The 25,313-nt window shown below is 39.9% G+C and carries 37 protein-coding genes and 1 pseudogene; 20 read left to right on the top strand and 18 right to left on the bottom strand.

Annotated features, from left to right (window positions below):
* Nucleotides 1–230: 230 nt before the first annotated feature.
* The 10 genes from RBH88_RS11700 to RBH88_RS11655 form a co-directional block, all read right to left on the bottom strand.
* A complete protein-coding gene (locus RBH88_RS11700; protein WP_307879706.1) occupies nucleotides 231–542 on the bottom strand; it encodes a hypothetical protein in 312 nt (103 codons plus the stop codon).
* Between the two features lie 319 nt (nucleotides 543–861).
* Complete coding sequence (locus RBH88_RS11695; protein ID WP_307879705.1) at nucleotides 862–1,074, bottom strand: hypothetical protein; 213 nt, start codon at nucleotides 1,072–1,074, stop codon at nucleotides 862–864.
* A gap of 1,203 nt (nucleotides 1,075–2,277) precedes the next feature.
* Nucleotides 2,278–2,463, bottom strand: coding sequence for a hypothetical protein (locus RBH88_RS11690; protein ID WP_307879704.1), 186 nt, complete (start codon nucleotides 2,461–2,463; stop codon nucleotides 2,278–2,280).
* A 1,307-nt stretch (nucleotides 2,464–3,770) separates the two neighbouring features.
* Entirely contained in the window at nucleotides 3,771–3,947 is a 177-nt protein-coding gene (locus RBH88_RS11685; protein WP_307879703.1) for a hypothetical protein, read from the bottom strand.
* Between the two features lie 247 nt (nucleotides 3,948–4,194).
* Nucleotides 4,195–4,410, bottom strand: a complete 216-nt coding sequence (locus RBH88_RS11680) for a hypothetical protein (protein ID WP_307879702.1) — start codon at nucleotides 4,408–4,410, stop codon at nucleotides 4,195–4,197.
* A 201-nt stretch (nucleotides 4,411–4,611) separates the two neighbouring features.
* Nucleotides 4,612–4,890 (bottom strand): hypothetical protein, encoded by a 279-nt coding sequence (locus RBH88_RS11675; protein WP_307879701.1) that lies wholly within the window; start codon nucleotides 4,888–4,890, stop codon nucleotides 4,612–4,614.
* A gap of 53 nt (nucleotides 4,891–4,943) precedes the next feature.
* Complete coding sequence (locus RBH88_RS11670; protein ID WP_307879700.1) at nucleotides 4,944–5,261, bottom strand: ATP-binding protein; 318 nt, start codon at nucleotides 5,259–5,261, stop codon at nucleotides 4,944–4,946.
* An 81-nt stretch (nucleotides 5,262–5,342) separates the two neighbouring features.
* Nucleotides 5,343–5,834, bottom strand: a complete 492-nt coding sequence (locus tag RBH88_RS11665; RefSeq protein ID WP_307879699.1) for a hypothetical protein — start codon at nucleotides 5,832–5,834, stop codon at nucleotides 5,343–5,345.
* 34 nt (nucleotides 5,835–5,868) lie between these two features.
* Complete coding sequence (locus RBH88_RS11660; protein ID WP_307879698.1) at nucleotides 5,869–6,186, bottom strand: hypothetical protein; 318 nt, start codon at nucleotides 6,184–6,186, stop codon at nucleotides 5,869–5,871.
* 40 nt (nucleotides 6,187–6,226) lie between these two features.
* Entirely contained in the window at nucleotides 6,227–6,565 is a 339-nt protein-coding gene (locus tag RBH88_RS11655) for a DNA repair exonuclease (RefSeq protein WP_307879697.1), read from the bottom strand.
* A 35-nt stretch (nucleotides 6,566–6,600) separates the two neighbouring features.
* Between RBH88_RS11655 and RBH88_RS11650 the strand changes: the two genes are divergently transcribed.
* The 5 genes from RBH88_RS11650 (at nucleotide 6,601) to RBH88_RS11635 (ending at nucleotide 8,815) form a co-directional block, all read left to right on the top strand.
* Entirely contained in the window at nucleotides 6,601–7,041 is a 441-nt protein-coding gene (locus RBH88_RS11650; protein ID WP_307879696.1) for an SLC13 family permease, read from the top strand.
* Nucleotides 6,996–7,700: an SLC13 family permease gene (locus RBH88_RS11645; RefSeq protein ID WP_307879695.1), complete on the top strand. Its 705-nt coding sequence runs from the start codon at nucleotides 6,996–6,998 to the stop codon at nucleotides 7,698–7,700. Before RBH88_RS11650 ends, RBH88_RS11645 begins: the two co-directional genes overlap by 46 nt.
* 132 nt (nucleotides 7,701–7,832) lie before the next feature.
* Nucleotides 7,833–7,967, top strand: a complete 135-nt coding sequence (locus RBH88_RS11640; RefSeq protein WP_307879694.1) for a hypothetical protein — start codon at nucleotides 7,833–7,835, stop codon at nucleotides 7,965–7,967.
* A complete protein-coding gene (locus RBH88_RS11760; protein WP_374047589.1) occupies nucleotides 7,936–8,163 on the top strand; it encodes a cobalamin-dependent protein in 228 nt (75 codons plus the stop codon). The genes RBH88_RS11640 and RBH88_RS11760 overlap by 32 nt, the downstream gene beginning before the upstream one ends.
* A 25-nt stretch (nucleotides 8,164–8,188) precedes the next feature.
* Nucleotides 8,189–8,815 carry a DUF2284 domain-containing protein gene (locus tag RBH88_RS11635; RefSeq protein WP_307879693.1) on the top strand — a complete coding sequence of 209 codons (627 nt, stop codon included), beginning with the start codon at nucleotides 8,189–8,191 and terminating at the stop codon, nucleotides 8,813–8,815.
* 50 nt (nucleotides 8,816–8,865) lie between these two features.
* On the opposite strand, the gene RBH88_RS11630 is transcribed toward RBH88_RS11635, so the two are convergent.
* Together RBH88_RS11630 and RBH88_RS11625 are read right to left on the bottom strand one after the other, a co-directional pair.
* Nucleotides 8,866–9,402 (bottom strand): hypothetical protein, encoded by a 537-nt coding sequence (locus tag RBH88_RS11630; RefSeq protein ID WP_307879692.1) that lies wholly within the window; start codon nucleotides 9,400–9,402, stop codon nucleotides 8,866–8,868.
* Entirely contained in the window at nucleotides 9,359–9,934 is a 576-nt protein-coding gene (locus tag RBH88_RS11625) for an MFS transporter (protein ID WP_307879691.1), read from the bottom strand. The genes RBH88_RS11630 and RBH88_RS11625 overlap by 44 nt, the downstream gene beginning before the upstream one ends.
* Before the next feature lie 116 nt (nucleotides 9,935–10,050).
* Between RBH88_RS11625 and RBH88_RS11620 the strand changes: the two genes are divergently transcribed.
* The 13 genes and pseudogenes from RBH88_RS11620 to RBH88_RS11560 all read left to right on the top strand — a co-directional run bounded on the left by RBH88_RS11620 (nucleotide 10,051) and on the right by RBH88_RS11560 (nucleotide 20,265).
* Nucleotides 10,051–10,566: a transcription repressor NadR gene (locus tag RBH88_RS11620; RefSeq protein ID WP_213691417.1), complete on the top strand. Its 516-nt coding sequence runs from the start codon at nucleotides 10,051–10,053 to the stop codon at nucleotides 10,564–10,566.
* Nucleotides 10,567–10,623: 57 nt separating this feature from the next.
* On the top strand, nucleotides 10,624–11,637 hold the full coding sequence (locus RBH88_RS11615; RefSeq protein WP_213695169.1) for a PTS transporter subunit IIC: 1,014 nt from the start codon (nucleotides 10,624–10,626) through the stop codon (nucleotides 11,635–11,637).
* A 312-nt stretch (nucleotides 11,638–11,949) separates the two neighbouring features.
* On the top strand, nucleotides 11,950–12,135 hold the full coding sequence (locus RBH88_RS11610; RefSeq protein ID WP_307879690.1) for a hypothetical protein: 186 nt from the start codon (nucleotides 11,950–11,952) through the stop codon (nucleotides 12,133–12,135).
* Nucleotides 12,136–12,159: 24 nt separating this feature from the next.
* Nucleotides 12,160–12,408: a hypothetical protein gene (locus RBH88_RS11605; RefSeq protein WP_307879689.1), complete on the top strand. Its 249-nt coding sequence runs from the start codon at nucleotides 12,160–12,162 to the stop codon at nucleotides 12,406–12,408.
* Nucleotides 12,409–12,437: 29 nt separating this feature from the next.
* Nucleotides 12,438–12,974, top strand: coding sequence for a hypothetical protein (locus RBH88_RS11600; protein WP_307879688.1), 537 nt, complete (start codon nucleotides 12,438–12,440; stop codon nucleotides 12,972–12,974).
* Between the two features lie 94 nt (nucleotides 12,975–13,068).
* Nucleotides 13,069–13,533, top strand: a pseudogene (locus RBH88_RS11595) (GGDEF domain-containing protein); the annotation flags it as partial.
* 135 nt (nucleotides 13,534–13,668) lie between these two features.
* A complete protein-coding gene (locus tag RBH88_RS11590) occupies nucleotides 13,669–14,946 on the top strand; it encodes an MATE family efflux transporter (RefSeq protein WP_307879687.1) in 1,278 nt (425 codons plus the stop codon).
* Nucleotides 14,946–15,419 carry a MarR family winged helix-turn-helix transcriptional regulator gene (locus RBH88_RS11585; RefSeq protein ID WP_307879686.1) on the top strand — a complete coding sequence of 158 codons (474 nt, stop codon included), beginning with the start codon at nucleotides 14,946–14,948 and terminating at the stop codon, nucleotides 15,417–15,419. The genes RBH88_RS11590 and RBH88_RS11585 overlap by 1 nt, the downstream gene beginning before the upstream one ends.
* 7 nt (nucleotides 15,420–15,426) lie before the next feature.
* Nucleotides 15,427–16,998 (top strand): glucan biosynthesis protein G, encoded by a 1,572-nt coding sequence (locus RBH88_RS11580; RefSeq protein WP_307879685.1) that lies wholly within the window; start codon nucleotides 15,427–15,429, stop codon nucleotides 16,996–16,998.
* Nucleotides 16,999–17,153: 155 nt separating this feature from the next.
* Nucleotides 17,154–17,360, top strand: coding sequence for a hypothetical protein (locus RBH88_RS11575; RefSeq protein WP_307879684.1), 207 nt, complete (start codon nucleotides 17,154–17,156; stop codon nucleotides 17,358–17,360).
* Nucleotides 17,361–17,377: 17 nt separating this feature from the next.
* A complete protein-coding gene (mdoH, locus tag RBH88_RS11570; RefSeq protein WP_307879683.1) occupies nucleotides 17,378–19,468 on the top strand; it encodes a glucans biosynthesis glucosyltransferase MdoH in 2,091 nt (696 codons plus the stop codon).
* Nucleotides 19,469–19,480: 12 nt separating this feature from the next.
* Entirely contained in the window at nucleotides 19,481–19,975 is a 495-nt protein-coding gene (locus tag RBH88_RS11565) for an NUDIX-like domain-containing protein (RefSeq protein WP_307879682.1), read from the top strand.
* Nucleotides 19,969–20,265 carry an NAD(+) diphosphatase gene (locus RBH88_RS11560; RefSeq protein WP_307880090.1) on the top strand — a complete coding sequence of 99 codons (297 nt, stop codon included), beginning with the start codon at nucleotides 19,969–19,971 and terminating at the stop codon, nucleotides 20,263–20,265. The genes RBH88_RS11565 and RBH88_RS11560 overlap by 7 nt, the downstream gene beginning before the upstream one ends.
* Here RBH88_RS11560 and RBH88_RS11555 read toward each other — a convergent pair.
* On the bottom strand, nucleotides 20,262–21,440 hold the full coding sequence (locus RBH88_RS11555; RefSeq protein ID WP_213692077.1) for an HD-GYP domain-containing protein: 1,179 nt from the start codon (nucleotides 21,438–21,440) through the stop codon (nucleotides 20,262–20,264). The genes RBH88_RS11560 and RBH88_RS11555 overlap by 4 nt on opposite strands.
* A 201-nt stretch (nucleotides 21,441–21,641) precedes the next feature.
* Here RBH88_RS11555 and tpx point away from each other — a divergent pair, with 201 nt between their 5' ends.
* Nucleotides 21,642–22,157: a thiol peroxidase gene (gene tpx / locus RBH88_RS11550; protein ID WP_213692076.1), complete on the top strand. Its 516-nt coding sequence runs from the start codon at nucleotides 21,642–21,644 to the stop codon at nucleotides 22,155–22,157.
* A gap of 71 nt (nucleotides 22,158–22,228) precedes the next feature.
* On the opposite strand, the gene RBH88_RS11545 is transcribed toward tpx, so the two are convergent.
* The 3 genes from RBH88_RS11545 to RBH88_RS11535 all read right to left on the bottom strand — a co-directional run bounded on the left by RBH88_RS11545 (nucleotide 22,229) and on the right by RBH88_RS11535 (nucleotide 23,572).
* Complete coding sequence (locus tag RBH88_RS11545) at nucleotides 22,229–22,522, bottom strand: DNA-binding protein (RefSeq protein ID WP_307879681.1); 294 nt, start codon at nucleotides 22,520–22,522, stop codon at nucleotides 22,229–22,231.
* A 117-nt stretch (nucleotides 22,523–22,639) separates the two neighbouring features.
* On the bottom strand, nucleotides 22,640–22,933 hold the full coding sequence (locus tag RBH88_RS11540; protein ID WP_213692074.1) for a DNA-binding protein: 294 nt from the start codon (nucleotides 22,931–22,933) through the stop codon (nucleotides 22,640–22,642).
* 207 nt (nucleotides 22,934–23,140) lie between these two features.
* Nucleotides 23,141–23,572 carry a peptidylprolyl isomerase gene (locus tag RBH88_RS11535; protein ID WP_213692073.1) on the bottom strand — a complete coding sequence of 144 codons (432 nt, stop codon included), beginning with the start codon at nucleotides 23,570–23,572 and terminating at the stop codon, nucleotides 23,141–23,143.
* A gap of 123 nt (nucleotides 23,573–23,695) precedes the next feature.
* Here RBH88_RS11535 and deoC point away from each other — a divergent pair, with 123 nt between their 5' ends.
* Nucleotides 23,696–24,373 carry a deoxyribose-phosphate aldolase gene (gene deoC / locus RBH88_RS11530; protein WP_213701574.1) on the top strand — a complete coding sequence of 226 codons (678 nt, stop codon included), beginning with the start codon at nucleotides 23,696–23,698 and terminating at the stop codon, nucleotides 24,371–24,373.
* 17 nt (nucleotides 24,374–24,390) lie between these two features.
* Here the strand turns inward: deoC and RBH88_RS11525 are convergent, their stop codons facing one another.
* On the bottom strand, nucleotides 24,391–24,825 hold the full coding sequence (locus RBH88_RS11525; protein ID WP_307879680.1) for a dihydrodipicolinate synthase family protein: 435 nt from the start codon (nucleotides 24,823–24,825) through the stop codon (nucleotides 24,391–24,393).
* Nucleotides 24,826–24,854: 29 nt separating this feature from the next.
* Entirely contained in the window at nucleotides 24,855–25,307 is a 453-nt protein-coding gene (locus RBH88_RS11520; RefSeq protein WP_307879679.1) for a dihydrodipicolinate synthase family protein, read from the bottom strand.
* Nucleotides 25,308–25,313 lie beyond the last annotated feature (6 nt).

Genomic DNA, 25,313 nt, shown 5'->3' with positions numbered 1-25,313 from the left:
TATCTTCAGCCTTGTTCAAAACTGTTTTCGAGCTTCTCACAATTGCAGAAACTATGCCAGATATGCCTACGACCATAGCGTTGAGCGCGTCTACTATTGCCCTTATTTCTACTATTTTCGAGTCTGTCTCCTAGTCGAACAGAAAGATCGCTATTCTCTGTAATATATAGAGCCTTTTTGGCCAGTTATCCTGCAGAGGCTTTGTCATTTTTCTGATAACCCATGACACGTTATGATGAAAAATCGCCACGAATAAAACAACAACCGCCGCAATAAGAAGGGGTAGCCTTCTTTAAAGCAGCTACTGGAGCAAAGGGCTTCTGATGCCAGAAGCCTGAGTACCTAAAAACCATTCCGAGATTGGGAAGGGATTTGCGTAAGAAACAGCAAATAATATCTCCACGCAACTTTGATTTGAAACGCCCCTGGGGCTCTCGTTTTATTTGATCCCAATATTGGGCGTAGTAACCATTCTCTATCTCATCCAGCCCTTTGCCGCATAAAGGCCTCGACAGGATGGTAAAGGAAATTTCCTTCTTCATTCAAAAGCCACACATATCCCGCGGCTATCATAAATTTTTTTCTTCCCGTAGCTTGTCAGGAATAGAATTGCGCGTCAAAATCCATCCCCACTACGGCAAAGACTTTGCCATCTTTCAATACTGGCACTAGAAAGAGTCATAACATACATGCCATTTGCCTCTTTGTGGGTCTCCCCATACTCGGTTTTTTACTATCCAAAGCTCCCCAAAACCACTCTGTCTCAGGGGTTATTGCGTGATTAAGCTAAATTTGTAATACTTTCACTTATCCTCAATAGATTTAAAAGAAGATTTTGCATCTTTACGAGATAGTGTTAAATCACATATCATTTGCAGTCTTTAAAACTTCGGGGTTTAAGGTAATAAAGACTTGTCTCACATGAGGAAAATCCTCTGCTAAAAGTTGAAGAATTAAAGAAATATCCGATGTAAATGTGCAGACCATTGCGCATGGAATTGAAGCCATATCGCTTTTATCGAAGTACGCAGCAACATTATTCTGGATATCTCGAACAGCTTGTGTAAATTCCATAAAAACACCATTGAGATTTTCTGCATTTTTCCTTTGCTACTGCTGATTCGTAATAAATCGACATGTTCGTTAAACCGCGACTACTGATTCTTACAGAACCAACTGCGATTATCCCCACACTTATTATTAAAAAAGCCTACGACAAGAGCAACGATGCGTGTTCCCAACCTGTTGAATCCACTTCTTTCCCCTCCCAAAAATACAATATACATTGTCCACCATAAAGACGAACTTAAAGGCATATTTAATCAAAGAAAGTGTGGGAAAACAATTTTAGTTCTTTTTGTTTTATTTTTAGTTCTTTTTTGTCATCAATGCAGTAAAAGAATATAAACGGAGGGGGCGCCCTTTCGGCGTGTAATAATATTGATTGAAACTCATTACTTCACCAATTTGGCATAAATACGATAAATATTTCCAAACAGTTGACCGGGCTAATTTCGTTTTTTAGCGATATCTGACGCAGATAAAGGGAACGTTGGTTACAGCCGTAAAACGTCTCGTATACGTAGAAAGAGTCTCATTATGAAGTCCTTTTGGGTAGACCTTGAGATGTAAAGTGAGATGACATTCGAATTCGTTTTAAAAAGATCAATATTTTTTTGATTCCATTTTGGGGAAGTATTGACAAGAAAAAGAATGGTAACAACGATATCTGTATAAACTTTCTCGGTACCGTTCATATGTAAAAGGTTTGGCAATATAATCGAAAGCTCCCCATACGAAATGCACTAACAATGGAGTCTCCCCAAGTTCATGCGTGAAACAAGCTATAACATCAACCTTAGGCCTGCTGAGATCCTGAAAAAGAACAGCTAACTGCTCAAAGCTCTCTTCAGAACTAAAAGGATCTATAATAGCGAGGTTCACAGAATATCCGGTTTAATATCTGCTCAAAACGAGAGATCGTATCCCCATGACCAACTATTTCTATTCCTTCGACAGAACCCACAACGTTGTATGTTATAGAAAGAGCCTTCGGATCTGGATCATAAAGAGCAATCCATACTCGGAGTCATTTTTTACATCATACTACATCCTCTAAATGAGAAAAACTACCGTTATTCATTGTAAAAACACTGACATTATTTTCTAAATTTTCATAACAGGGGCTTGATAAAAAAATGTTTACTAAATCTCTTCGACATGAGAAAAGGAGCACTTGTTGGTGTAATGCAATTTCCATAAGTGCTTTTAGAGCACCTATCTGTCTTTTCTCATCAAAACGAACAAGAACGCGTCATCAAGAACAAGAGGAAGAGGTTCCATCCTTTTCCCATAAAGAGTCGCCAAAGCAAGCCGAATAGAGAGATAGACTTGATCGGCAAGACCACTGCTCCAAATATCTTCTTTTTTGCGAAGCAATCCGTTTTTTTCTTCTAGTTCCACTGAAAAGCCTCCCTGCTCCGGAAGCTGTAGAAAGAAGCGTATATCTATCATCCGTCATAAGTTGCAAGTATTTTCCTGCCTTTTTAAAAACTTCCGGTTGTCTTTTCTTTTTCATGTTTTTGCCGGGTTTTGTTCCAGAACATAGCGACATATAAACAACGGATAGCCATTCTTTTCAAAGTACGTCGAAAGTTCTTCTGTTAACGCTTCTCTTTCTAAGAATAGCCCACCTTCAAGTTCTTTATTTTTTTCGAGTTCTTCGAGCCTATTTTTCAAATGACCTTGTTTTTGGTTTAGTTCTTCTTAATTTATCTGCAAGGAATCCTTTTTTCTCCTCTTTTCTCCTGTTTATAGAGATGGGCTTCTGCCGGAGAATCTTTTTTCAAGTTGACTTAGAACCTGCTCTAGATATTCTTTTTCCACCAGATATTAAAGCAAGAAGCAGACATTTTATTATTTTCAATTGCCTCTTTTAATTTCTTGGCTTCTTGCCATTTTTCAGCCATATTTGTAAATTCATTCTCATTTCTGACACCTGTTTCTTCTGAAAAGCTTTAACTTACTTTCTTGGAATTTGACTCAAAAAAAGAACGTTTCTCTTGTGAGACTCTATTAACTGCTCTTTTTCTATTTTTTATAGCCGTTAGTTTCTCTTTTTGTAGCTCAGTCTCACTCCAAGCAAAGAAGTAAGAGTGTCGATACAAGAGACAAGAGAGCTATTTTTCAAAAACGGAAGACAACGGCAAAAACTTCTAATATAGTTTGAAGTTGTCTTCTTTTTTCTCAATATATTCCTGTGAGGAAGAGTAATCTTTTTTCATCTCCTTAATTTTTTCAAGATTCTGGCGAAGCTGTTTTTATATGACTTTCAAATTCACTCCAATGCTCAATTTTTCAACTGTTTAGGAGAACCTGTTTCTTCACAGAAAAGAAGTCCATTCTTTGTCTGAGATTGTGTAAAAAAGGTCTGCTGTTTCCATCAAGTTCCTTCTCTGACAATGATTCATTTTCTTTTCGCAAGATGCTACCTCCTCTGCAAAAGCATCTCGCAGCTGTAGGGATTGCAAATATGCTTGTACATTCTCAAAACAACTATCGATATATTCTTCTACTTCTTCAAAGCATACAGATTCTTGTGGAGAAGAAAGGAAGTTTATCTCTTGCAGCCTTCTAAGAAACTCCTTTTCTTGCTCCTTATCTCTTTTTTGTAAAGAAGAAGAAAAATCTTCTTTAATTATGATTTCCCGTTTTGCGCGAATGTACGGTATCAAAAGAGTAAAAGCTGCAACAAAAAAGCGTACTCCCAACTATAAAAGATGGGGACCACGTACCAAAAAGCCTAAGACTAACATTACAAATCCCAAAAGAATCATCAAAAAACTCAAATTTTTATATTTCATTTTTGACAATAAAATATCTATATTCTTTGCTTCTGCTTCCATTTGAGCTTGAAGTTGATCTCGCTCTTTTACAATTTGTCGCAAAATTGACCTGCTCTTTTTATTTCTTCAACAGACATGGGGGGCAATTGTTCCTTCCTTTTTTCTACCTGGTTTTCATGCGATAAATAAAGACTCTTTTTCCCCTCTAATTCTTTTTGTGCCTGTTCTAGTGCCTCGTTTCTCGTTAAGTATTGAAGCTCAAGTTTGTCGTTTTTTCTTTTATGTCGCTTCCTTTTTCGATATACTAAAGGAAACATCTAAAGACTCCAGATCGTTTACTGTCCAATCTTTACACAGTTCTTTTATTTTTTACAAGATGTAGCTCATCATCTTCAATTTCATCCCCTTTTCTTTTAATACACTCCTCTTCTCGAACTATTCTGTTTCTGTCTTGTGAAATAGAACGAATACTCTCTTTGCACTGAAGAACTTTTTCAATGGAAGGGAGGTCAAACTCTTTCAATCTCTCTTCAAGTTTGCATGTTTTCGTCTCAAGTTCTTCCAATTCTTCTTTCTCTTTTTATTTCTTCATTCTGCATCTCAAGAAAACGTTGGCAACCATCATCAGGAAAAGAAATAGCAAACTGTATCTTCTTCAATTTTTTTGGGCTTCAAGCATCTCTTACCCACGGGGTGCGTGCTTTCTCTGCCCATTCAACAAGAAGATACATCATGATAAAGAGATGAGAGTTCTTTGCGTATTTTTCTATGCCAAGACTATTTTGCTTCTATCTCTTTCTTTTTGAAGATACTCATCTTTATACTGTTGAAGACTTTCTATACGCTTATTCGCTCCCCTTATTTTCTCTAAAAGAATATTTACTTCCGTCGAAGACCGCCCACGACCTTGCTCTTTATAAAGTTTTTTCTCTCTTTCTAAAAGTGAAGAAATGAATGCGGGGAGAGAGGCCGTTCCCAAACCAGCTCCGGCAGAAAAGAAACGACTCTGTATTGCTTGTTCGTTAAGTGGCTTGATTTTTTGCATATCTTCAAGCCCAATAGCAAAAATACGCTCATACGCTTCTTGATCTATATATCCTAAAAATGTCTTCTATTGTCCTTTTTCTGTTTTTTCTGAAAAACTAATTTTTTCCCGTTCATGCTCAAACACAAAGACTCTCCATTGAAAGCTTCTATAGTTAACTGCCCTCGTTGATTTCCTCCATCTAGAGGAAGATATAACATTACGATTTGAACGCCCGTCAGACACCCGAAAAGACAATAGCGAAAGAAATTCATAAGGGTTGTTTTGCCACTTTCATTCTCTCCAAGAATGAGGGATAACCCTGGAGGGAAACGACCCGTTACATTTTTTAACTGACCAAAACCTTCAATATTGAATTCTACAAATCGCATAAGAGGTTATCCTCCCCTTGAAGCAACCCATCTAATCCTTGTACCATTGCTTTTTCAACAATTTCTCTTATTTCTTCTGCGCTAAGTTCTTCTAAAAGAATCAAGTTCTCTGCCTCTCCACCGTGTGGTTCCAAGTGCTTCATCTATAACGGAGAAAAAGTTTTCTCTGCCGCAACATTCTGACTTGAAAGTATCCATTTCACGAATAAAATCACCAATAAATGATTCTGTCTTCCGCATATTTTCTATTGGATAGAGTGGATGCACTCTATTCTGAATGCGTTCAAACCAAACAAAATCAGAAAGCGTTTCTTCTGTTTTATTAAGTTCTTCAGCCATTTCTTCCAAATACCCTTCGCGTGATAAACGGCGGGAAAGAGATGTATTCCCTGTAAGAGTAACTCGAAGCATAATGCCTCTTTTCTCAGCTATTGTCCGATGTTTTTCTCGAAGTGCATGGAGGGCTTCAAAAATATCTTGATCTGATTCTAAATGAGAGGTATCTATTTCTTCTTCTTCCCAACGAATCTGATCCGTGGGACAAAAAAATAGATTGAATTGCCCTTCCTGCACTGACTTTACAAGATAGCATCCATGAGCCCCTGTCTCACGAATACTTCTTCCCTGAATCGTTCCTGGATAAACAACAACAGGATCTTGCCGAGATATTACAAAGAGGTCTATGGATATGCCCTAAAGCCCAATAATCTATTGAAGATTGTCGGAGGTCATCGAGAACAACACAAGGAGCATAATTCGCGTAATCTTGTATTCCGCCTGCATTGCAGTGAAGAAGAGCTATATTAAAACCTTCTGCACCCTGAATAGATTCCGCCATTTTACGAGCAATATTCTTATTCTCTTCACTCTCTGGATAGCTATATCCAATAATATTGCCAATGTTCAAACCATCTTTTGTCTGCAATGGAAAAACTTCTACCTCATTCTTAAAACGAAAGACCTTATCAGGAAGGGGCTAGTTTTGCCTGGTCTCCATTGAGAGGATCATGGTTTCCATGAACTATATAGGCAGAAATTCCGGCATAACTTAAGCGAACAAGTTGCTCTCTGAGAGCAATCTGAGCACTAAGACTTCGATCTGCGCTATCATAAAGGTCCCCTGCAAGAAGTACAAAATCTACTTTTTCCTGAAGTGCTAAATCTATAATCCTTTCAAAAGAACGAAATACAGCTTTACTCAATTTTTGAGCAATAACTGGCGAATATGAGCGAATTCCTCGAAAAGGACTATCTAGATGTAAATCAGCACAATGAAGAAAAGTAAAATCTTGTTGGAGTCCCATTTTATTGCCTCCTATCTTCTGCTAGACTCTTCTACATGACAACTCTAATGGTTGAAAATGGACTTGTATATGTTATTTTCATTCTCGTATATCTTGGCATGATCATCGGTCGCTTTCCCAAGTTAGCTCTCGACCGAGCAGGTATAGTTTTACTCGGAACTATTTTTCTGCTTATTGCTGGTCCTTTTTCCAAAGAATCACTTTTATGTAATATAGATATCTCTACTATTATGCTTTTATTCGGATTTATGATTATCTCTGCTCAACTTCGTCTCGGAGGTTTTTACACTCTTATAACCCGGAAAATAGCCGCTTTCAATGGCTCTCCTCAAAAATTTCTGGCTATTCTCATTATTGTATCAGGGTCGCTTTCTGCTCTTCTGTCAAACGATATTGTATGCCTTGCAATTACGCCTGTTTTAGGAGAAATTTGTATAAGGAAAGAATTGAACCCTCTTCCATTTTTCTTGCGCTAGCCTGCTCTGCAAATATAGGATCTGCTTTAACTCTTATCGGCAATCCTCAAAATATGCTTATAGGACAAGGACTTAATCTTCCTTTTGCTCATTATATGTTTTTTGTCCTTCTACCTGTGGGACTTTCTCTTCTTACTCTTTGGGGGCTTGTATGCCTACTATATAGAAAAAAGTGGGATAAACACCTTTCTTTGCCTCAAAATGTTGAACTTCCTTTTCATGCTTGGCAAACTGTAAAAGGAATTACGATACTTAGCGGGGTTATGCTCCTGTTCCTCTTTTCCCCTCTCCCCCGAGACTACATTGCTTTAGGAGCTGCCGCCATTCTTCTTACAAGCAGAACAATGGCTTCTCACAAAGCGCTTAATCTAGTTGATTGGCAGCTAATCATTCTTTTCATTGGACTGTTCATTATCAATGGAGCCTTCGCCAAAGTCGGAGGACTTGACGCTATAGAAAGAGGTCTCCACTATGTTGGAATTTCTTTACACCATCCGAGCTGGCTATTCTGGTGTACAGCTACTCTCTCGAATATGGTTTCAAATGTTCCTGCAACAATGCTCCTTCTTCCCCTCGCAAAGACTCATATGGCTGGACCAATCTTAGCCCTCAGCAGTACATTTTGCAGGAAATCTACTCGTCGTTGGAAGTATTGCTAATATTATTGTTATAAATGGAGCCAGAGAGATGGGACTTTCCATATCATGGAAAGACCACGCACGACTCGGCATTCCCGTTACACTGGCAACTCTTTTTATCGCCTGGGGATGGATTCTTGTAGGAGGAAAAGTATGGTAACAATTTGTTTCGGAACAGTTGCACCCTCTTTAGAAAATGTCGGAGGAAATAATTACAAGATGCCTCCGAAAAACAGAATTGCTCTAGTTATAGATCTTGGAGAAAAATGTTACTGCTCAAAAAATTGACAAAGTTATCTCTAAAACTAATCCAGATCTTATAGCGTTATCGTGTTCTGATACAAGCTGTTTCGAAAACATGGAAAAGATTATTGTCATAGCAGATAAAAATAACATCCCTGTTCTCATCGGAGGAGCCGCCGCTTCTCTTCACCATATCGCACTTTTTACGCACGGCTTTACATACTCCGTTTGTCTATTATAGCCGCAATGCTAGCGATGTTCTTTCAGTGATTGAAAAAGCATTAAAACATGAGAAACCCGATTCGCCCAAATCCGGTACGGGAAGAGTTTTTGAGCTTTCTGGCAAAGAAAAAAATATATCTGACGCTTTGGGATTTTCAATTTTGGAAGGAAATATAGAAGATATCGTTATTCGAGAAGGAACCCGCCAATGGTGTGGAAATTGTCCGGGCAACCTTAATCATACGTGTCCCTTAAGCAGTGGATATACCATTCAAAAGTCACTTGAGGAAAGTAAAACTTTCATCCGACACTTTCGAAAAGTCTTTCTTATTTGTCTGCCTGTCCTCTCAAAAGAAGAACGAGAAATACAACGAGAAAGGCGAAAAGAAATATGGCTTGGTATGAAAAATTTTGAGCTGCTATTCTCCAAACGTTATTCTGATATCCTCCTCTTTAAGCTCCCTATACAATGTCCACTTTGCGAACCTCAAGACTGCCTTATCCCAGAAAAAGAGTGTCGCCAACCAGACTATCAATTTCCCATGCATGAAGAATACAATATTGATATGATGGAAACAGCTCGTACAATTGCAGGAGACCGTTCTACTCTAGAAATGTACGCCCTTCTTCTCGCTGATTCTTTTCCAGACCAAAAAATAAACGAAGAATGAAGCCCCACACGCAAAAAGAGAAAATCCTCTGAAGGCCCATGAAATGCCAACTAATGCTGACGCATATCCAATATATATGGGTAAAAGCGTCCAACTAATATCCATCGAGAAATAAACCATCGAAGAAGCTCGCCCCTAAATCGTTGTGGGATCATCTCTCCAATTAGAGCCAGATGAGTAGGGTATCCATACCCTACTGCCGCCCCATACAAAAGACCAAATAGAGCAATTACAATATTACTATTTGCAAAAGATGCCCCGAAAAGGGCAAGTCCCATTCCTCCGAAGGAAGGTGCCGCAATCATCATTCGTGAAAAATGGCGATAGACTCCCGTACAGAAAAGGCGAACGATAATAGCCCCTACAGAAATAGCCATCATAAAAATAGAAGGATTAAGCCCTCTGCCTAAGGCAAGACTCGAAACATAGGCAATAGATGCATCTGTTAACCCTAAAAAAAGGCATGAAATTAAAAGGAATTTTACAGGTGTCTCTTTAAAAAGCATAAGATACGATGTTTTATTCTGTTGGCTGAAAGAAAGTTCATCTTGCACCGGTGGTAAAAAAGGCCATGCATATAGCAGCAAGAGCTGCTACGGGAGCCATAAGCAAATAGGGCAAATTCCACCCCCTACAAATGAAAAATTCAGAAAGGGGTATAACAGTAAAAGAAGTTAAAACTCCACCTATACTTGTAATAGAAAAAGCTGTTCCTCGAATTTGCTCTGGGATAACAAGAGATTGATATGTTGTCGTCGCTACAACAAATACACTGAACCCTGCCCCCATAAAAAGCCGAATAAAATAAAGGACTGCAGGAGTATGCCTCGTTAAAGCAAGAGAAAGGGAGGAAAAGAAACAAATACTTCCAGCAGTAACCATTGTTTTTCGAATGCCAATACGTTCTATGAACCATCCCGCAGAAGGACGCGTTACAGTAGCAGCAAGATAAAAGGCACTGATAATCCAACCAACACACTGAGGCTGAAAACCTATATTACGCAAAAAAGGCGGCAGCATAAAAAAGATATGAGAATAAGAAAAAACAGAGAAATAAGTAAGAAGAATAAGAATTATTCTGCCTCGCCATGTGGAAAGTGCTGGTTCTCCTGTTGTCATCGCCTTTCACCTCCTTTTTAGACACCATACGACCCGCCTCTCTCTTTGTAAAGTCTTTTTGTGAAGAAATATGTTTATGGGCTATAATTAAAAAGATACGTAAGGAGGTATAAGACGTGAATGGGACCAAACGGAGAGAACAAATTTTCGAACTCTTAAAAGAACGAAATGATGCCATAAAAGGAAGTGAGCTTGCTGAAATTTTAGGAGTAAGCCGACAAGTCATCGTTCAGGATATAGCCCTCTTGCGAGCCGAAGGACACTCTATAGTAGCAACGCCTCAAGGATATATGATTATGACTCTGAAACGTCCATCTTTTATGAAATCTGTGATGTGTGCCCATACGGGAATCGAAGAGATGAGAGACGAATTATATATTATGGTCGATAATGGAGCTACAGTTGTTGATGTTACAGTTGAACATCCTGTATATGGAGAAATTGCAGGAAACCTCATGCTTAAAAATCGCATTGATGTTCAAAATTTTATTTCTAAAGTTATCCATACGAAGGCAGAACCCCTCTCTATCCTCACTGGAGGAGTCCACTTCCACACACTGGAAGTTTCTGATGAAGACTCTTTCCAACGTATTATTGCCAGTTTAAAAGGAAAAGGGTACTTGATGGATTAGAATAAACAGCTTATACTCCTTTACATGTGTCAAGACACCTGTAAAGGAGCTGTTGAAATGTCGATCCATAAAAATATTCGCACTTACGCTAGTTCAGTTTTGAACGGCATGGCTTTAGGATTATTCGCTTCTCTCATTATTGGACTTATTCTTAAACAACTGGGAGTTATTTTTTCCATTCAACTCTTACAAAATTTTGGACAGATTGCCCAATTATTGATGGCCCCTGCCATAGGAGCAGGAGTTGCCATAAGCGTAAAAGCTCCATCTTTGGGTATTTTCGCATCAACTATTGCGGCAACAATCGGGGCAGGGAGCATACATCTATCTGCTCAAGGAGCACTCCTTTCTATTGGAGAACCTATGGGAGCTCTTGTAGGAAGTTTAGTCGGAGCTGAAACAGCTAAGTTTTTCTCCGGCAAAACTAAGGTGGATATTGTTGCCATTCCAGCAGTAACAATTCTTGCAGGAGGTTTTGTTGGTCATATTGCCGGCCCCTGGATCGCGCAGGGAATGAACTTTCTTGGAGCACTAATCAATACAGCAACTCAGCTTCATCCTTTTCCAATGGGAATTTTAGTCTCTGTTTTTATGGGCATTATCCTTACGCTTCCCATAAGCAGCGCCGCCCTGGCCATTGCTCTTGGGCTTAACGGACTTGCTGCTGGAGCTGCAACAGTGGGATGTTGTTGCCAAATGATAGGTTTTGCCGTTCAAAGCTATAAAGATAATGGAGTCGGAGGACTTATTTCTCAAGGTATAGGAACCTCTATGTTACAAATACCCAACATTATTCGTAACCCCTGGATTTGGGTTCCTCCAATTCTATCTTCTGCAATCTTGGGCCCTCTTTCCACTACTCTTTTCTCTATGGAGAATAATAAAATCGGCGCAGGAATGGGAACAAGCGGATTGGTGGGACAATTCGGCACATTAGCTGTTATGGGGAAAGCCGGCTGGACAGGAATAATCTTTCTCCATTTTTTACTCCCAGCATGTATAAGTCTCTTTTTCTGCTATGCGCTCGAAAAAAGCAACAAAATTAAACCTGGAGATATGAAGTTGTTATAAAAACTTGCCAAAAGATAAAAGCTGTTGTTTCTTAGAAGAAACAACAGCTTTTAATAAATACATATTCTTTTTATTTTCCCCCCTGAAAAACATGTAACATTAAAATAACATTGAATATATAATGATTTCTATCCTTAAAAATTAAAAACGAATAAAACAAGTCTCCAGCCTCTTTTCACATCCTCCCATTTTCAGTAAAATTTTAGGAATTATTGTGTCTTTTAAAGATATTTTGACTTTTCCCTACCAGGAGTGTGATCTTTTGCCTAACACGAGCAATAACAGTATGCGTTGGGAAGTAGGCAAAAATTTTTGCGCCGTTTTGTTTGGGTTATTCCCCTTTTATTAGTCATACTATGGCTAATAGGCCATCTCTATTCTTTAGAGATCTCCCAACAACAAGGTCTTTTAGAGAGCCTTGAACAGCAATTTAGTCTTTCAAGGCTTGAAGTTGTTCGTCAACGGATGAATACCGTCTATAGAGATCTTCTCTTTTAGGACGGATATGCAATCATCAATACAATGATGGTGTTATGGACATCTGCCGAGCAGGAAGAACTAAAAAAAATTTTCTTTTCTTTTATGAAAAATAATCCCCTCTACGATCAAATTCGCGTACTAAATGCGTCTGGACAGGAACTTGTTCGTCTCAACGCAGGCCCTGAGAATCCGATAGTCGTTCCTCAGTGGGAACTTCAGAATAAGGCCAATAGGTACTACTTCAAAGATACGATAAAACTCGAAAGCAATGAAGTTTATATGTCTCCCTAGATTTAAATATAGAAAAAGGGGTATTAGAAATGCCTTATAAACCTATGCTTAGAATTGCTACCCCCATCTTTACTCAAGATCATCAAAAGGCAGGAATTTTTGTTTTAAACTATCTTGCTAACGATTTATTTTCCCTTCTCGAATCTTCATCTACTGTGGCGGATGTAATGCTCCTTAATAGTGATGGTTATTGGTTAAAAAACACAAACCATAACCTTGAATGGGGGTTCCAAATTCCAGAAAGAAAAGAAAATAACTTTTTTAAAATATACCCTGAAGAAGCAGCGATTATCTACGCCCAGGAACAAGGTCAAATTGAGTCGCCACGGGGTCTTTTTACATTTGTAACGATAGACCCTCTTCAGACTAAATTGTCAGCGCAAGGATCAACTTTTTATAGATGGAAACTGGTTTCGATGATTCCTTCTCTTATTCTTGAAGGGCGAAGGGCCTCTATTCGAAATCGTTTCAAGATTATGGCCGGGATAATTGTAGTTCTCTTCTCTCTCGGCGCAACTCTTTTTATTATGGAATATGAACGTCGCAAAAAATTCTTGCTGACTTAAAAGATAAAACCCGTGAATTAGAGAAGGTCAATCTCACACTCAATGCAATGGTTAAAAAGACCGAATATGATGCCATGATAGACCCCTTACTGAGTTATGGAATCGGCGGTATATGATTAAGCGTCTTGATGAAGAAGATACACGCATAGAACATACCCAAGGAAGTGCATGTATCGCCATTATAGACTTGGGAAATTTTAAAAAAATTAATGATACGTATGGTCACGCACGTGGTGACAAAGCGCTTGTAGAAATAGCATCTATTCTAAGAAAAGGGTTGCGGCAAACAGATTATGTTGCTCGTTCGGGAGGAGATGAATTTTTAATTTATTTTGCTGACCTTCCTCTTAAAAAAGCTGAAAAAATAATGGAGCGAGTCTATAAAAGAATTACGCAACGACATATTGCGGGGGCCGATTTCGCTATTTACCCCGATTATGGAGTTGCTCATTGTCCGTCTAATGCACCGACTCTCACAGAAACAGTTAAAGTTGCAGACAAAAGAATGTATGAATTTAAGGCTCATCGTAAGAAGAGCATGGCCGACACAGAAAGATAGTTGCGCATGCAACGAATATAATCTATACTATTTCTCTCAATTAACATGGGGGAATGTGTATGGATCGGCGGGATTTACTTGCAAACGAACAAATAGGACGATTATTGTGGAGACTTTCTGCCTGCCATTATCGGAATGCTCGTACAAGCATCATATAATATTGTAGATGCTATTTTTATCGGTCGGGGCGTCGGCCCACTCGGTCTTGCTGGAACAGCTATTGTTTTTCCTCTTCAGCTTCTATCCACATCTTTGGCTATCACAATAGGAGTAGGCGGCTCCTCTCTTATTTCAAGAAGTCTAGGGGCCGGAAAACATTCTTATGCAAACAAGGCCCTTGGTAATATGGTATTTCTTTCCTTCATTTTTAGTTTTTCTCTTTTTTCCATAGGCTTTTTTACGCGTCAATATATTCTTCGCCTTTTCGGCGCAACGCCAGCAATTTTTCCTTACGCGGAAGAATACCTTGAAGTCATACTGTTCGGATTACCCTTTGTCGGATTTGGAATGGCAGCCAATCACGCGGCGCGATCGGAAGGAAATGCCCGAGTAGCCATGATAAGCATGCTTATATCGGCTATTCTTAATATTATTCTCGATCCTATTTTTATCTTCAAATTAAAATTAGGAATTCGGGGAGCCGCTATTGCTACAGTGCTTTCTCAAATAGCAATGGCAATATGGATGGTCCATTACTTCTTCTTTTCGAAAAAGAGCCTGCTTTCCCTTTCTTTATCATCAATTACTCCACAATGGGAGACTATAAAAGAAATTCTTTCTGTAGGAGTATCTGAATTTGTACGAATGGCTTCTGGAAGCATTATTATTGTTTTTCTCAACAATAGTCTCATTTATTATGGAAGTGACATCTCTGTTGCTGTGTATGGTATTTTGCATAGAGCACTCTCCTTTTTCTTTATGCCTATTATTGGTGTAGCACAAGGCCTGCAACCTATTCTCGGCTTTAACTACGGTGCAGGAGACTATAAAAGAGCACGAGATGTTACCCACCTTGCCATAGGTGCTGCTTCTATCATAGCTTTTATTGCTTCTGTCATTTGCTGGTTTATGCCTGAAAAGGTCGTGGGACTTTTTACAACAGATTCTCTTCTTTTAGAAGAGGCAAGTTGGGCTCTTAGAATTGTTACCATGACCTATTTTTTAGCTGGTTTTCAGATTACAGGCTCTTCAATGTTTCAAGCTTTGGGAAAAGCTCGGGCATCTCTCATTTTATCTTTGAGCCGACAAGTTATTTTCCTTATCCCCTTTCTCGTCGTTCTTCCGCGTTTTTTCAATCTTCAAGGGATTTGGTATTCTTTTCCCATAGCTGACACTTTGGCTTTTCTTGTAACATTTTTCCTGGTTTCTAAACAGCTAAAAGTGCTCAAAGTAGAAAGGGGTATTTCTAAATAATGGATTCCAAACAGCCTCATATTGGGCGATGGATATCATGTCTATACAGGCAAATGCAATGCTTACTTGACCGAGCTTTTGAGCCTTTTGGGCTTGGATATGGCAATTATGCTTTTTTATTGGTTCTTCGGCGTCAAGATGGTCAGACACAAGAATATTTAAGTAGTGAACTTGGCTTTGACAAGGGGACAACAGCGAGGTCTCTTAAAAAGTTAGAACAGCTTGGTTATATTCAACGAAAACGAAGTAAAATAGATGGAAGAGCAAATCAAGTTTTTCTTACTCATAAAGGGCAAAATGTGCTACCATTCGTTGAGCAAATTCTAGCAGATCTCATGACAGAAATTTTAGGAGATATGACTGCGAAAGAAAGACAAATTGCTTGCTCATTAATCTATAGAATGGCGTCAAATGCCCTTTCACTCAAGCATTCAGAAGGAGGCAAGACGTCATGTTTGTTTAATAAGGAGTGATGGATATATGTGTTTAATGAAAATGAAAACCTATACAGTTCTATGTTTAGTTATTCTTACTCTCTCTTTTATATCTACACCAATTTTTGCCTCATCTCAGGAAGGTTTCGGCCTTGCTTTCGTAAGCCATAAAGCTCAGGATTTAGCCTCAAAACCTTTTGAAGAGCCTAAAGACTCCGTGCCAGAAGAACTCATGAAGTTAAGCTACGATCAATGGAGAGATATTAGATTTCGTTCTGAAAAAGCGCTTTGGCAAGAAGATAACCTCCCTTTCTCTGTACAATTTTTTCATCTTGGCATGTTCTATAACAGAGCTGTTCAGATACATATTGTTGATGGGAAAAAGGTTACCCCTCTTTCCTTCTCCCCTGAAATGTTCGATTATGGCAAGAATCAGCTTGATTTAAAAAAACTTCCACCAGATCTGGGGTTTGCCGGATTTCGTATTCATTTTCCTATTAACACGAAAAAATATGCTGACGAAGTCGCCGTATTTCTTGGCGCCAGCTACTTCAGGGCCGTAGCTCAAAATCAGCAGTATGGACTCTCGGCCAGGGGGCTTGCTCTAGACACAGGATCCTCAACAGGGGAAGAATTCCCTTGGTTTAAAGAATTCTGGCTTGTAAAACCATTAAAACAATCTTCTTCAATGGTCATGTATGCCCTCCTTGATAGCCCCAGTTGTACTGGTGCTTATAAATTTACAATTATTCCTGGGAAAGAAACTCAGATAGATGTCATCTGTAATATTTATAGACGCAAAGAAATTCAAAAAATTGGTATTGCTCCTTTTACCAGCATGTTCTTGTATGGGGAAACAGAGAATGGCCGCCCCGGTGATTTTAGACCTGAAGTACACGATTCAGACGGACTTTTGATAGAAACAGAGGACGAGCAGTTAATATGGCGTCCTCTTATCAATCCAGCTCGTCTTTTGATAACCAAACAAACTGAAACACCAATCAAAGGTTTTGGATTAATGCAAAGAGATCTTAATTTTGATCATTACCTCGACCTGGAAGCACGATATGAAAAACGGCCAAGTCTTTGGATTACCCCGCAAAACAATTGGGGCAAAGGTCATGTCGAATTGATAGAAATACCTTCAGACAGTGAAATCAACGATAATATTGTTGCCTACTGGGTTCCCGAAATCGAAGAGGGGACATCTCTTCACCCTCTTACCTTTACATATACCATGGAATGGTTAACTCCTGATGTAGATAAAGAAAGAATAGCCAGAGCTTCCCATACACGGCTTGTAAAGGAAAAAGAAGAGGGAGCCTATCGTTTTATTATTGATTTTGAAGGGAAAGAGCTCAATGAAATACCCGCAGATACTGGTCTGGCAAGTGACCTTAACGTTGAGGGTGACGCCACTCTTGTGGAGCGCCAATTGCTTAAAAATATAGTAACAAGTGGTTGGCGGTTAAGTTTTAAGATATCGGTTCCCGTGGAAAAAATAAAAAGTGTCGTTCCTGACCGGAAACCTGTCGTAAAACTTTCTGCTTTTCTCAAAAAAGGGGAAAACATTCCCACCCCTTTAACTGAAATATGGACCTATGACTTCCGCCCCTAGAGGTGAACCATAATGATAGAAAAATCAGAAGGTTGGCAAATTGCCAGAGATAGAGTGCTTCTTTACGTTCGAGCTATGGATCTTCCCCTTTTCAAGGGCTGGAACTTGCGCTGCAAGCATTAAAAGAATCAAATGCTTCAAGTATTGATGAATCTATGAATGCCCTTGAACGTTGTATTTTAAGCAAGGAATTGCAAGCAGAAATTCTTGACGAAGAGGGAAAACACATTGCTTCGATTCCGCCAATGAACAGAGGAACAATGGTCTCGAAAAATTTTGATCGCATTCCGTGGCTTACTGCAACAAAGAAATTTATGCGACGATGGATGCGAGATCTCTTCGGTCCATCTCGAACACGATAAAGAGAGGCTTGTTAATTATGAGCACTGATACTCTCGAAATTAAATGGACTCGAGCCGCCAGTTGGAGAAGAATTCTGCTTTTAGCTCTTATTCTTCTTCCTACATTTACGGCAAGTCATTATATGGCCGGAGTGCTTCCTTATAAAGGAGCAACCCTTCTGGAAATAGCCCTTGTTGTCGTTTTTGGAATTCTTTTCGCATGGATATCCATTGGTTTCTGGACAGCTATGCTGGGCCTTTTTGTCTTGATTCGCCATAAAGACCAATTTTCATTTTCTCAGGCTTTAAAGAAGCAGCCTCTTTCCATAGAAGACACTGAGGCAAAAACGGCTATTCTCATACCTATTTATAATGAAGACGTACCTCGCGTTATGGCCGGAGTACAGACAACACTTCAGGCATTGCGCAAAACCGGATTGAGCCACATGTTTCATATTTTTATTCTCAGTGATACGACAAACCCCGACATTTGGGTTCATGAAGAAATGGCATGGTATAAGCTTTGCCAAGATGAAGATGCTTTTGGAACGATATTTTATCGTCATCGTAAAAGTAATGTGAAGAGAAAGAGTGGAAATGTCGCCGATTTCTGCAGACGATGGGGTAAAGATTATCGATATATGATCGTATTTGATGCTGACAGTGTTATGTCTGGAAAAACTTTGGTACAAATGGTTCAGGCTATGGAACTTCGTCCGGATATAGGGATTCTCCAAACACCTCCCGCCGCTGTAAATCGGCAATCTCTTATTGCTCGAGTACAGCAATTCGCTAATAGAGTATACGGCCCTATTTTTGCAGCGGGCCTTCATTTTTGGCTTTTAGGCGATGCTCAATATTGGGGACACAACGCCATCATACGAGTTGCTCCCTTTATGGAACATTGTCAACTCCCTCGTTTACCAGGAAAGGGCCCATTGGGAGGAGATATTCTGAGCCATGACTTCGTAGAAGCTGCCCTCATGAGAAGGGCTGGTTATGGAGTTTGGCTTGCCTACGATATGGAAGGCAGTTATGAGGAAACTCCACCCACTCTTCTTGATGAACTGAAGCGAGACAGACGGTGGTGCCAAGGAAATCTGCAACATTTACGGCTTATTTTCACACGAGGATTTTTCCCTGTTCATAGAGCTCTTTTCGTGAATGGTGTAATGTCGTATGGTTCAGCCTTGCTTTGGCTTGTTTTTCTGATTCTAAGTTCTGCTGAAGCCATTACCGAGGTTCTTATTGAGCCTCAGTATTTCCCTTCTGCGGAGATGACTCTCTTCCCGCAGTGGCCTGTTTGGTACCCAATGTGGGCCATCACTCTTCTAGGATCAACGGCCATCGTTCTCTTTCTTCCCAAAATACTTAGTATCGCGTATATTATTTTCTATACAAAAAAGGCACATCTTTACGGAGGAAGCGTTCGTCTCACGCTAAGCATGATCATTGAAACACTAACATCGACGTTGTTGGCACCGATACGTATGGCTTTTCATAGCCACTTTGTCGTAATGACACTTTTGGGAAAAGCGACAGGTTGGGGCACACAAACCAGAGATGATAGAGGAACCACGTGGAATGATGCTTTTCAGTACCATATCAGCCAGACTCTCATTGCTTTGCTCTGGGGAAGCATCCTTTACGTCTTTAATAGGTCTTTCTTCTGGTGGATGCTACCAATTTTAGGCCCCATGGCTCTATCTATACCTATTTCAGCCTTTTCAAGTCGTGTTTCTTTTGGACAAAAGTTAAAGAAACTTTTTTTGCTCATAACTCCAGAGGAAACAGAAGCTCCTAGCGAACTTGCAACAGTGGATGAAAATATGACAAAACCAGCTTCCTATTCTCCCTTGCCCCTTTCACAAAATGAAGGTTTTGTTCGGGCTGTCGTTGATCCCAAAGTTCTTGCTCTACACACATCGCTCATTCTTAGACATCGCGTCGCCGCCCCATCTATACGGCAAAGACGGGAAGACATTCAGAAAAAGCCCTTGAGAAAGGACCAGAGGGACTTTCAGCCAAAGAAAAGATGGAATTACTACGAGACCCAGACCAATTACGAGAACTTCACCGCAAAATTTGGCGGATCCCTAATTGGGAAAAAGCAGCCAAATGGGGTATAGAATAAGGAGAGAGTGTTATATGGAAAAGAAGAGTTCACTCTTATTTATCTTTCAAAAGGAGACCATTCTTGTAAGAAAGAATTCCCTGTTACGATACCTAAATATTCAGAGAGGGATAGTATCCCCATCTCTTTTATTCGCCAGGGAGAAGTCGGCTCACCTAAAGGGAACGGTCATTTCTGGGCAGAAGCAGCGGCAGAAGAGCAAGCTCCCTCGGGAATGGAATTTGTTCCTTTGCGTGGGCTTTACGAAGTTCTGGGAGATGCCCTTTTTCCCATTGCCGGACAAGCTTTTCAATTAATGTATTGGCGTCGCACGACACGTTACTGTAGCAGTTGTGGGCAACCTCTACAAGAGCACGCTGTAGATAGAGCTATGGAGTGTTCCACATGTAATTTAGTTATCTACCCTACAATTTCACCGGTTATTGCCGTAGCCATAGAAAAAGATGGGCAGCTTTTGCTTGCTCGAAGCCCCCATTTCCTCCCAAAAGATACAGTATTCTAGCTGGATTTGTTGAACCAGGCGAAAATCTGGAAGAGGCTGTGGCTCGGGAAGTAATGGAAGAGGTAGGAATAGAGATTAAAAATATTCATTATTTTGGAAGTCAACCATGGGCATTTCACTCTCTTATGGTCGGTTTCACTGCTCAATGGAAATCAGGGAATATACATATAGACGAAAAAGAAATAGAAGCTGCTGAATGGTACACTCCTGAAAACCTGCCATCAATACCGACACAAGCAAGTATTTCTGGACGTCTTATATTAAACTATTTACATAAATATGGATATTAGTGAAACTCTCGAAGAGTGAAGGAGTCTTTACGTTTGCCAATATCATCTATTGTGGAACGGATAAACAAGTGTGCATTATCGGCAAGATCTAAAACCATATGATCATCATATCGATCTCCATATTCGTCTGTCTTCAAAAGGACTCGCGGGCGAAGAATACTTTTTTCACCTGCTGCAATAACAATACCAACACGATTATCTGATAATTGAACAATTGTTCCCGGAGGGTACATCCCCACAGCGTTCAAAAAAGCGGTAACTACTGTTCTATCAAATTGATACTCCGTATTTTCTATAATGATAGAAATAGCTCGGTGCAAAGGAACGGATTCTTTATAAATACGAACTGTAGTAAGAGCATCATAAACATCAGCTACAGAAGCAATTCGAGCTTCAATCGGTATCTCTCCTAATTTCAGACCATAGGGGTAGCCTGTTCCATCAATTCTCTCGTGATGAGACTCTATCACTGTAAGAATTCGTTCATCATCAATACCTAATTGTTTTGCAATACTCGCACCATATACAGGGTGTTTTTTTACTTCTTCGAATTCATTTTCAGATAAACGAGATGGTTTGTTCAAAATGGAAAGAGGAAGTCGGGCTTTCCCCAAATCGTGAAGTAGCCCTCCTGTTGTTACAGCTTCTACAAGACCAAGATTTTCTGGAAAAAGACGATATGCGAGAAAACCACTTAATAACGCTACATTAAAGGAATGAACAAACGTATATTGATCCTGCTCTCTTACACTACCCAATGAAAGTAAGATTCGAGGGTTCTTTGTAATGCATTGCGCAAGCAACCTTCCAACTCGTAAAAGAGGAACAAGGCAGACTTGAGAGACCTCTCCTGATGCGATGGCACTGAAAATACGACGAACTTCATGAATAGTTTGAAGGGCAATTCGCGAATCGACAGGATTTGAAGGAAGATCCAAGGCTTCCAGAACATCAAAAACTTCTCCAAGGACAAAATCAACATCCTCTTTAACAGTTACGTAACAAATTCCGCGCTCCTGAAGTGTATTGGCAAAAGACAAGCGTGAATCCCCCAGTTTAGAGAGATTCATCCCTTTAGGAACTAATAAGGCTCCTCCTGGAGACAATACGTCTTCTATAATCACGCCAGAACAACAAGGGATATCCCATACTGGAATCCGCCGTGCCAAGTTCATTGAACGCCCTCCACTTTACAGTGTGCGCTACGCCCCCGTTTTCTAAAAATACCTTAGATTACATTTTGGTTATTTTTTCATATACCTATTTTATTTTACACATTTTTCATATTTACGCCACTATTTTATCAGGGTGCAGTATTCAAATATTTTTTATGATAAAATTAAATACTGGTATGAAGTATATGGAGGTGACTTTTTATGGAAAAAACAGGAATCGTAACTATGAAGGGAAATCCGTTAACCCTTATTGGCCCTGCTCTTTCGATAGGTGACAAAGCTCCTGAATTCAACGTTCTTGACCAGAATCTAACTTCGAAAACTCTACGCGATTTTTCAGGATGCATTAAAGTTATTTCTGTAACCCCGTCACTTGATACCCCCGTCTGCGACTTGCAAATCCATTGGTTCAACGAAGATGCTGCCAATCAACCTGATGACGTAGCCATCTTAAATATTTCAATGGATCTTCCTTTTGCCTTAAAACGTTTTTGCGCTACCAAAGGCATTGAAAGCGCTATTGCTCTTTCTGACCATAGAGATGCCTCTTTCGGCACAAATTGGGGTGTTTTGATTAAAGAACTTCGTTTACTTACTCGTGCCGTCTTTATTGCAGATAAAGACGATATTATTAGGTATATAGAAATCGTTCCAGAAGCTACTAACGAACCAGATTATGAAAAAGCTCTTCAAGCTCTCGAAACAATAGTTCGCTGATGCTACGCAAAAAGGCAGGAAACCGGGATTTATAAATACCCCGTTTTCTGCCTTTTTTCTTTAATAACTTATTAGTCTTTTACTTCTTCGATTGTATCTACCTGAATATACATCTCGCCACTTCCAGCAGAAGAGCGAAGTTTCCCTTCGACGCGAACAGGCGTCCCTTCCTCATGAGCCAATACCCAAGCCTGCTCAGTGGAACCAAACGCCCGCATCAGAAGAAAATCGTGGCGAACGTTGCCATCTTCCCATGGCGTATCCTGTTTTACCGCAAAAGCAACATACTTTCCCATACGGCTGACTTGCTCTTTTTCGCCTTCAATAAAATGTAATACTCCAGTTATTTTTACGTTATTTTCCATCATTTTGCCTCTTCCAACTCCTTTACCTTGCTTCGTATGGAGAACATATATACCACGAACAGGACATTTTCGCCAAGTGCAACAAGGCCACGAAAAAAGGGAGGCACAAAACCTCCCTTAAATTTCTTCTATCGCCCGAACAAGAACATACATCTCTCCGCTGCCAAGTGACGAACGAACATCTCCTTCTACTCGTACAGTCGTGCCCTCCTTACGGCTCAGAACCCATTTTCTCAGTTCCGGTTGATACGCCCGCATAAGTAGAAAATCGCGCCGGGTACTCCCATCGTCCCAAGGGGTTTCTTGCTTTAGTGCAAAGGTCACATACTCACCCAACCTATTTTGAAGAATCTTTTTACCCTGGACGTGATGCAGAGTCCCGGCCACCGTAACGATGTTCTCCGTCAGCATATGCACATCACTCCTTGCGGCTGGATTTTGAGGAATATATATTCCTCTTTTTTATTTTTTCTTTTTCATATTATTTATTATTCTACCCTTACTTTACACTGGAAAAAGTTTTGTCTCAAGCCTACAAAAGAAATGATTCTGTATGATAGCACCCTTTTATAAGCGAAAACCCCCGAGAGGCTAAGCATTCCTTCGGAGGTTCCCTTTTTATTCTTCGATTTCCACAATTGTTATTTCGAACGTAAGCGCTTTTCCTGCCAGGGGATGATTGGCATCAAGCATCATGCCTTTCTCACTCACATCCACAACTAAAGCATTGAAAACATGCCCATCTGGTGTTTGGACTTGTAACACTTCTCCAGTCTTGGGTTCAAGATCACCTGGAATATGCTCTGCAGGGACCTCGGCCATCAAATTAGGCTCATATTCCCCATATGCTTCTGCTGCAGGGATTGTAACTGTCTTAGAATCTCCGATAGACATATCTAAAACCGCTTTATCAAACCCTTCAATAACCTGGCCTGCGCCTACTGTAAATTTTAACGGATCACGGCCTTCTGAAGTGTCGAATACTGTACCATCATCTAAAGTGCCCTTGTAATGCACTGATACCGTGTTACCTTCTTTTATCTGAACCATGAGGGCCTCCTCTCATCTCCTTTTATAAGGAGTGTTGTCTTATTCTACATGGTGACGTAGCGTCCGTCAAAAAGGCATTTTTATCAAGAATGGTATAGTTATAAAAAGATCGGAGGGGTTCGCATGGATTTCAAAAATGTAGAAAAAATAGTAGACAATACTCTGCTTAAACAAACGGCAACGTGGGCCGATATTAAAAATTTTGTTTTAAAAAGCTTACCTTATCATTTCAGATCTCTCGTTATTCCTCCTTTTGCTATTGAAAAAGTTATTCACTCTTCTCTTTCTAAAAATATCCCCTGTTTTTTCTCCGCCGTTGTTGGGTTCCCTCTTGGATATACTTCGATTGCCATAAAATGTTATGAAATTGACATGTACAAAAATCTGGATAACGCTCTTTCGGACCTTGATGTTGTTATTAATATTAATAATGTGAAGTCGGGAAACTGGAACGAAGTAGATCAAGAGATGAGTGAACTTTGCAAATCTGCCAAAGGAAAGATTCTTAAACTGATTATAGAAACACCTCTTCTCTCCTATGAAGAAATAGAACAAGTGTGCCGTATCGCTCTGAATCACAAAGGAATCCATTTCATAAAAACAAGCACAGGTTTTTGTGGAAAGGATACTACTTTACAAGAGGTGGAAGTTATCGCAAAAACAATCAATGGAGAAAAAGGAATAAAAGTATCTGGCGGTGTTAGAAATCTAGCTCAAATTCAGGCTTTCATTGACGTAGGAGCAACCATTTTCGGTTCAAGCTCGGGCATAAGTATAATCGAAGAGGCCAGGAAAAGATAATCCCTGGCCTCTTATTTTCAATATTCTTTTCCTTCAATTCGAGAGAAATGGGAAATCGTCCTGTCATAGATTCTTTGAATCTCTTCTCTCATTGTCTCAGTGGCTGGGAGAATCGGCAATCTTGGTTTTCCGCCCCAATATCCTGCCATTTCCATAGCGGCTTTCATGCCTCCAATACCAAAACGTCCCGTAACAGCAGCATTAAGCTCAAGCAATCCCAATTGAAGTTCCCTGGCTTTATCGAGTTCCTTATTGTTCCAGGCGTTATAAAGGGATACACAATATTCAGGAACCACATTAGCAACTGCGAGAGTTCCACCAACTCCACCAAGTAGAAGGGTAGGAAGGAGAAAACTTCCTGATCCTGCAAAAACCGAAAATTTATTTTCTTTTGTCCCAGCAATAACTTCAGCTATTTGAACAATATTTCCAGAGCTATCTTTAATTCCCACTATATTGGGATGCTTAGAAAGAGCTACTGCTAGAGATGGGGGATATTGACTCCGGCATTTCCAGGCATGTTATAAAGCATAATCGGGATAGGAGAGGCATCAGCTATAGCAATAAAGAAATTTTCAAGTGTCTGAGAATTCATATCTTTTTTAAAAAAGTGAGGCGTTATTACAAGGGCAGCATTTGCCCCTACATCTGCACATCGCCTGGTAAGTTCTATAGTATCTCGAACAGACTCACATCCTGTTCCCGCAATAACTCTCATTGAGGAAGGAAGGGCTTTTCTCGCCGTTTCAACCAAGGAGACTTTCTCTCCCATATCAAGCATAACAAATTCGCCATTACTTCCGAGAATAACCAGACCGGCCAGACCTGTTTTACTAAATTTCACAGTATTCTCTTTATATTTCTGAAGATCAATGTTACCTAAGTCGTTAAAAGTCGTCGCTACTGGAGCAAAAATACCTCGTGGTTCAAACATAAGAGA

Source organism: Aminobacterium sp. MB27-C1 (genome assembly GCF_030908405.1).
Lineage (GTDB): Bacteria > Synergistota > Synergistia > Synergistales > Aminobacteriaceae > Aminobacterium.
This window is presented reverse-complemented; position numbering and strand designations above follow the sequence as displayed.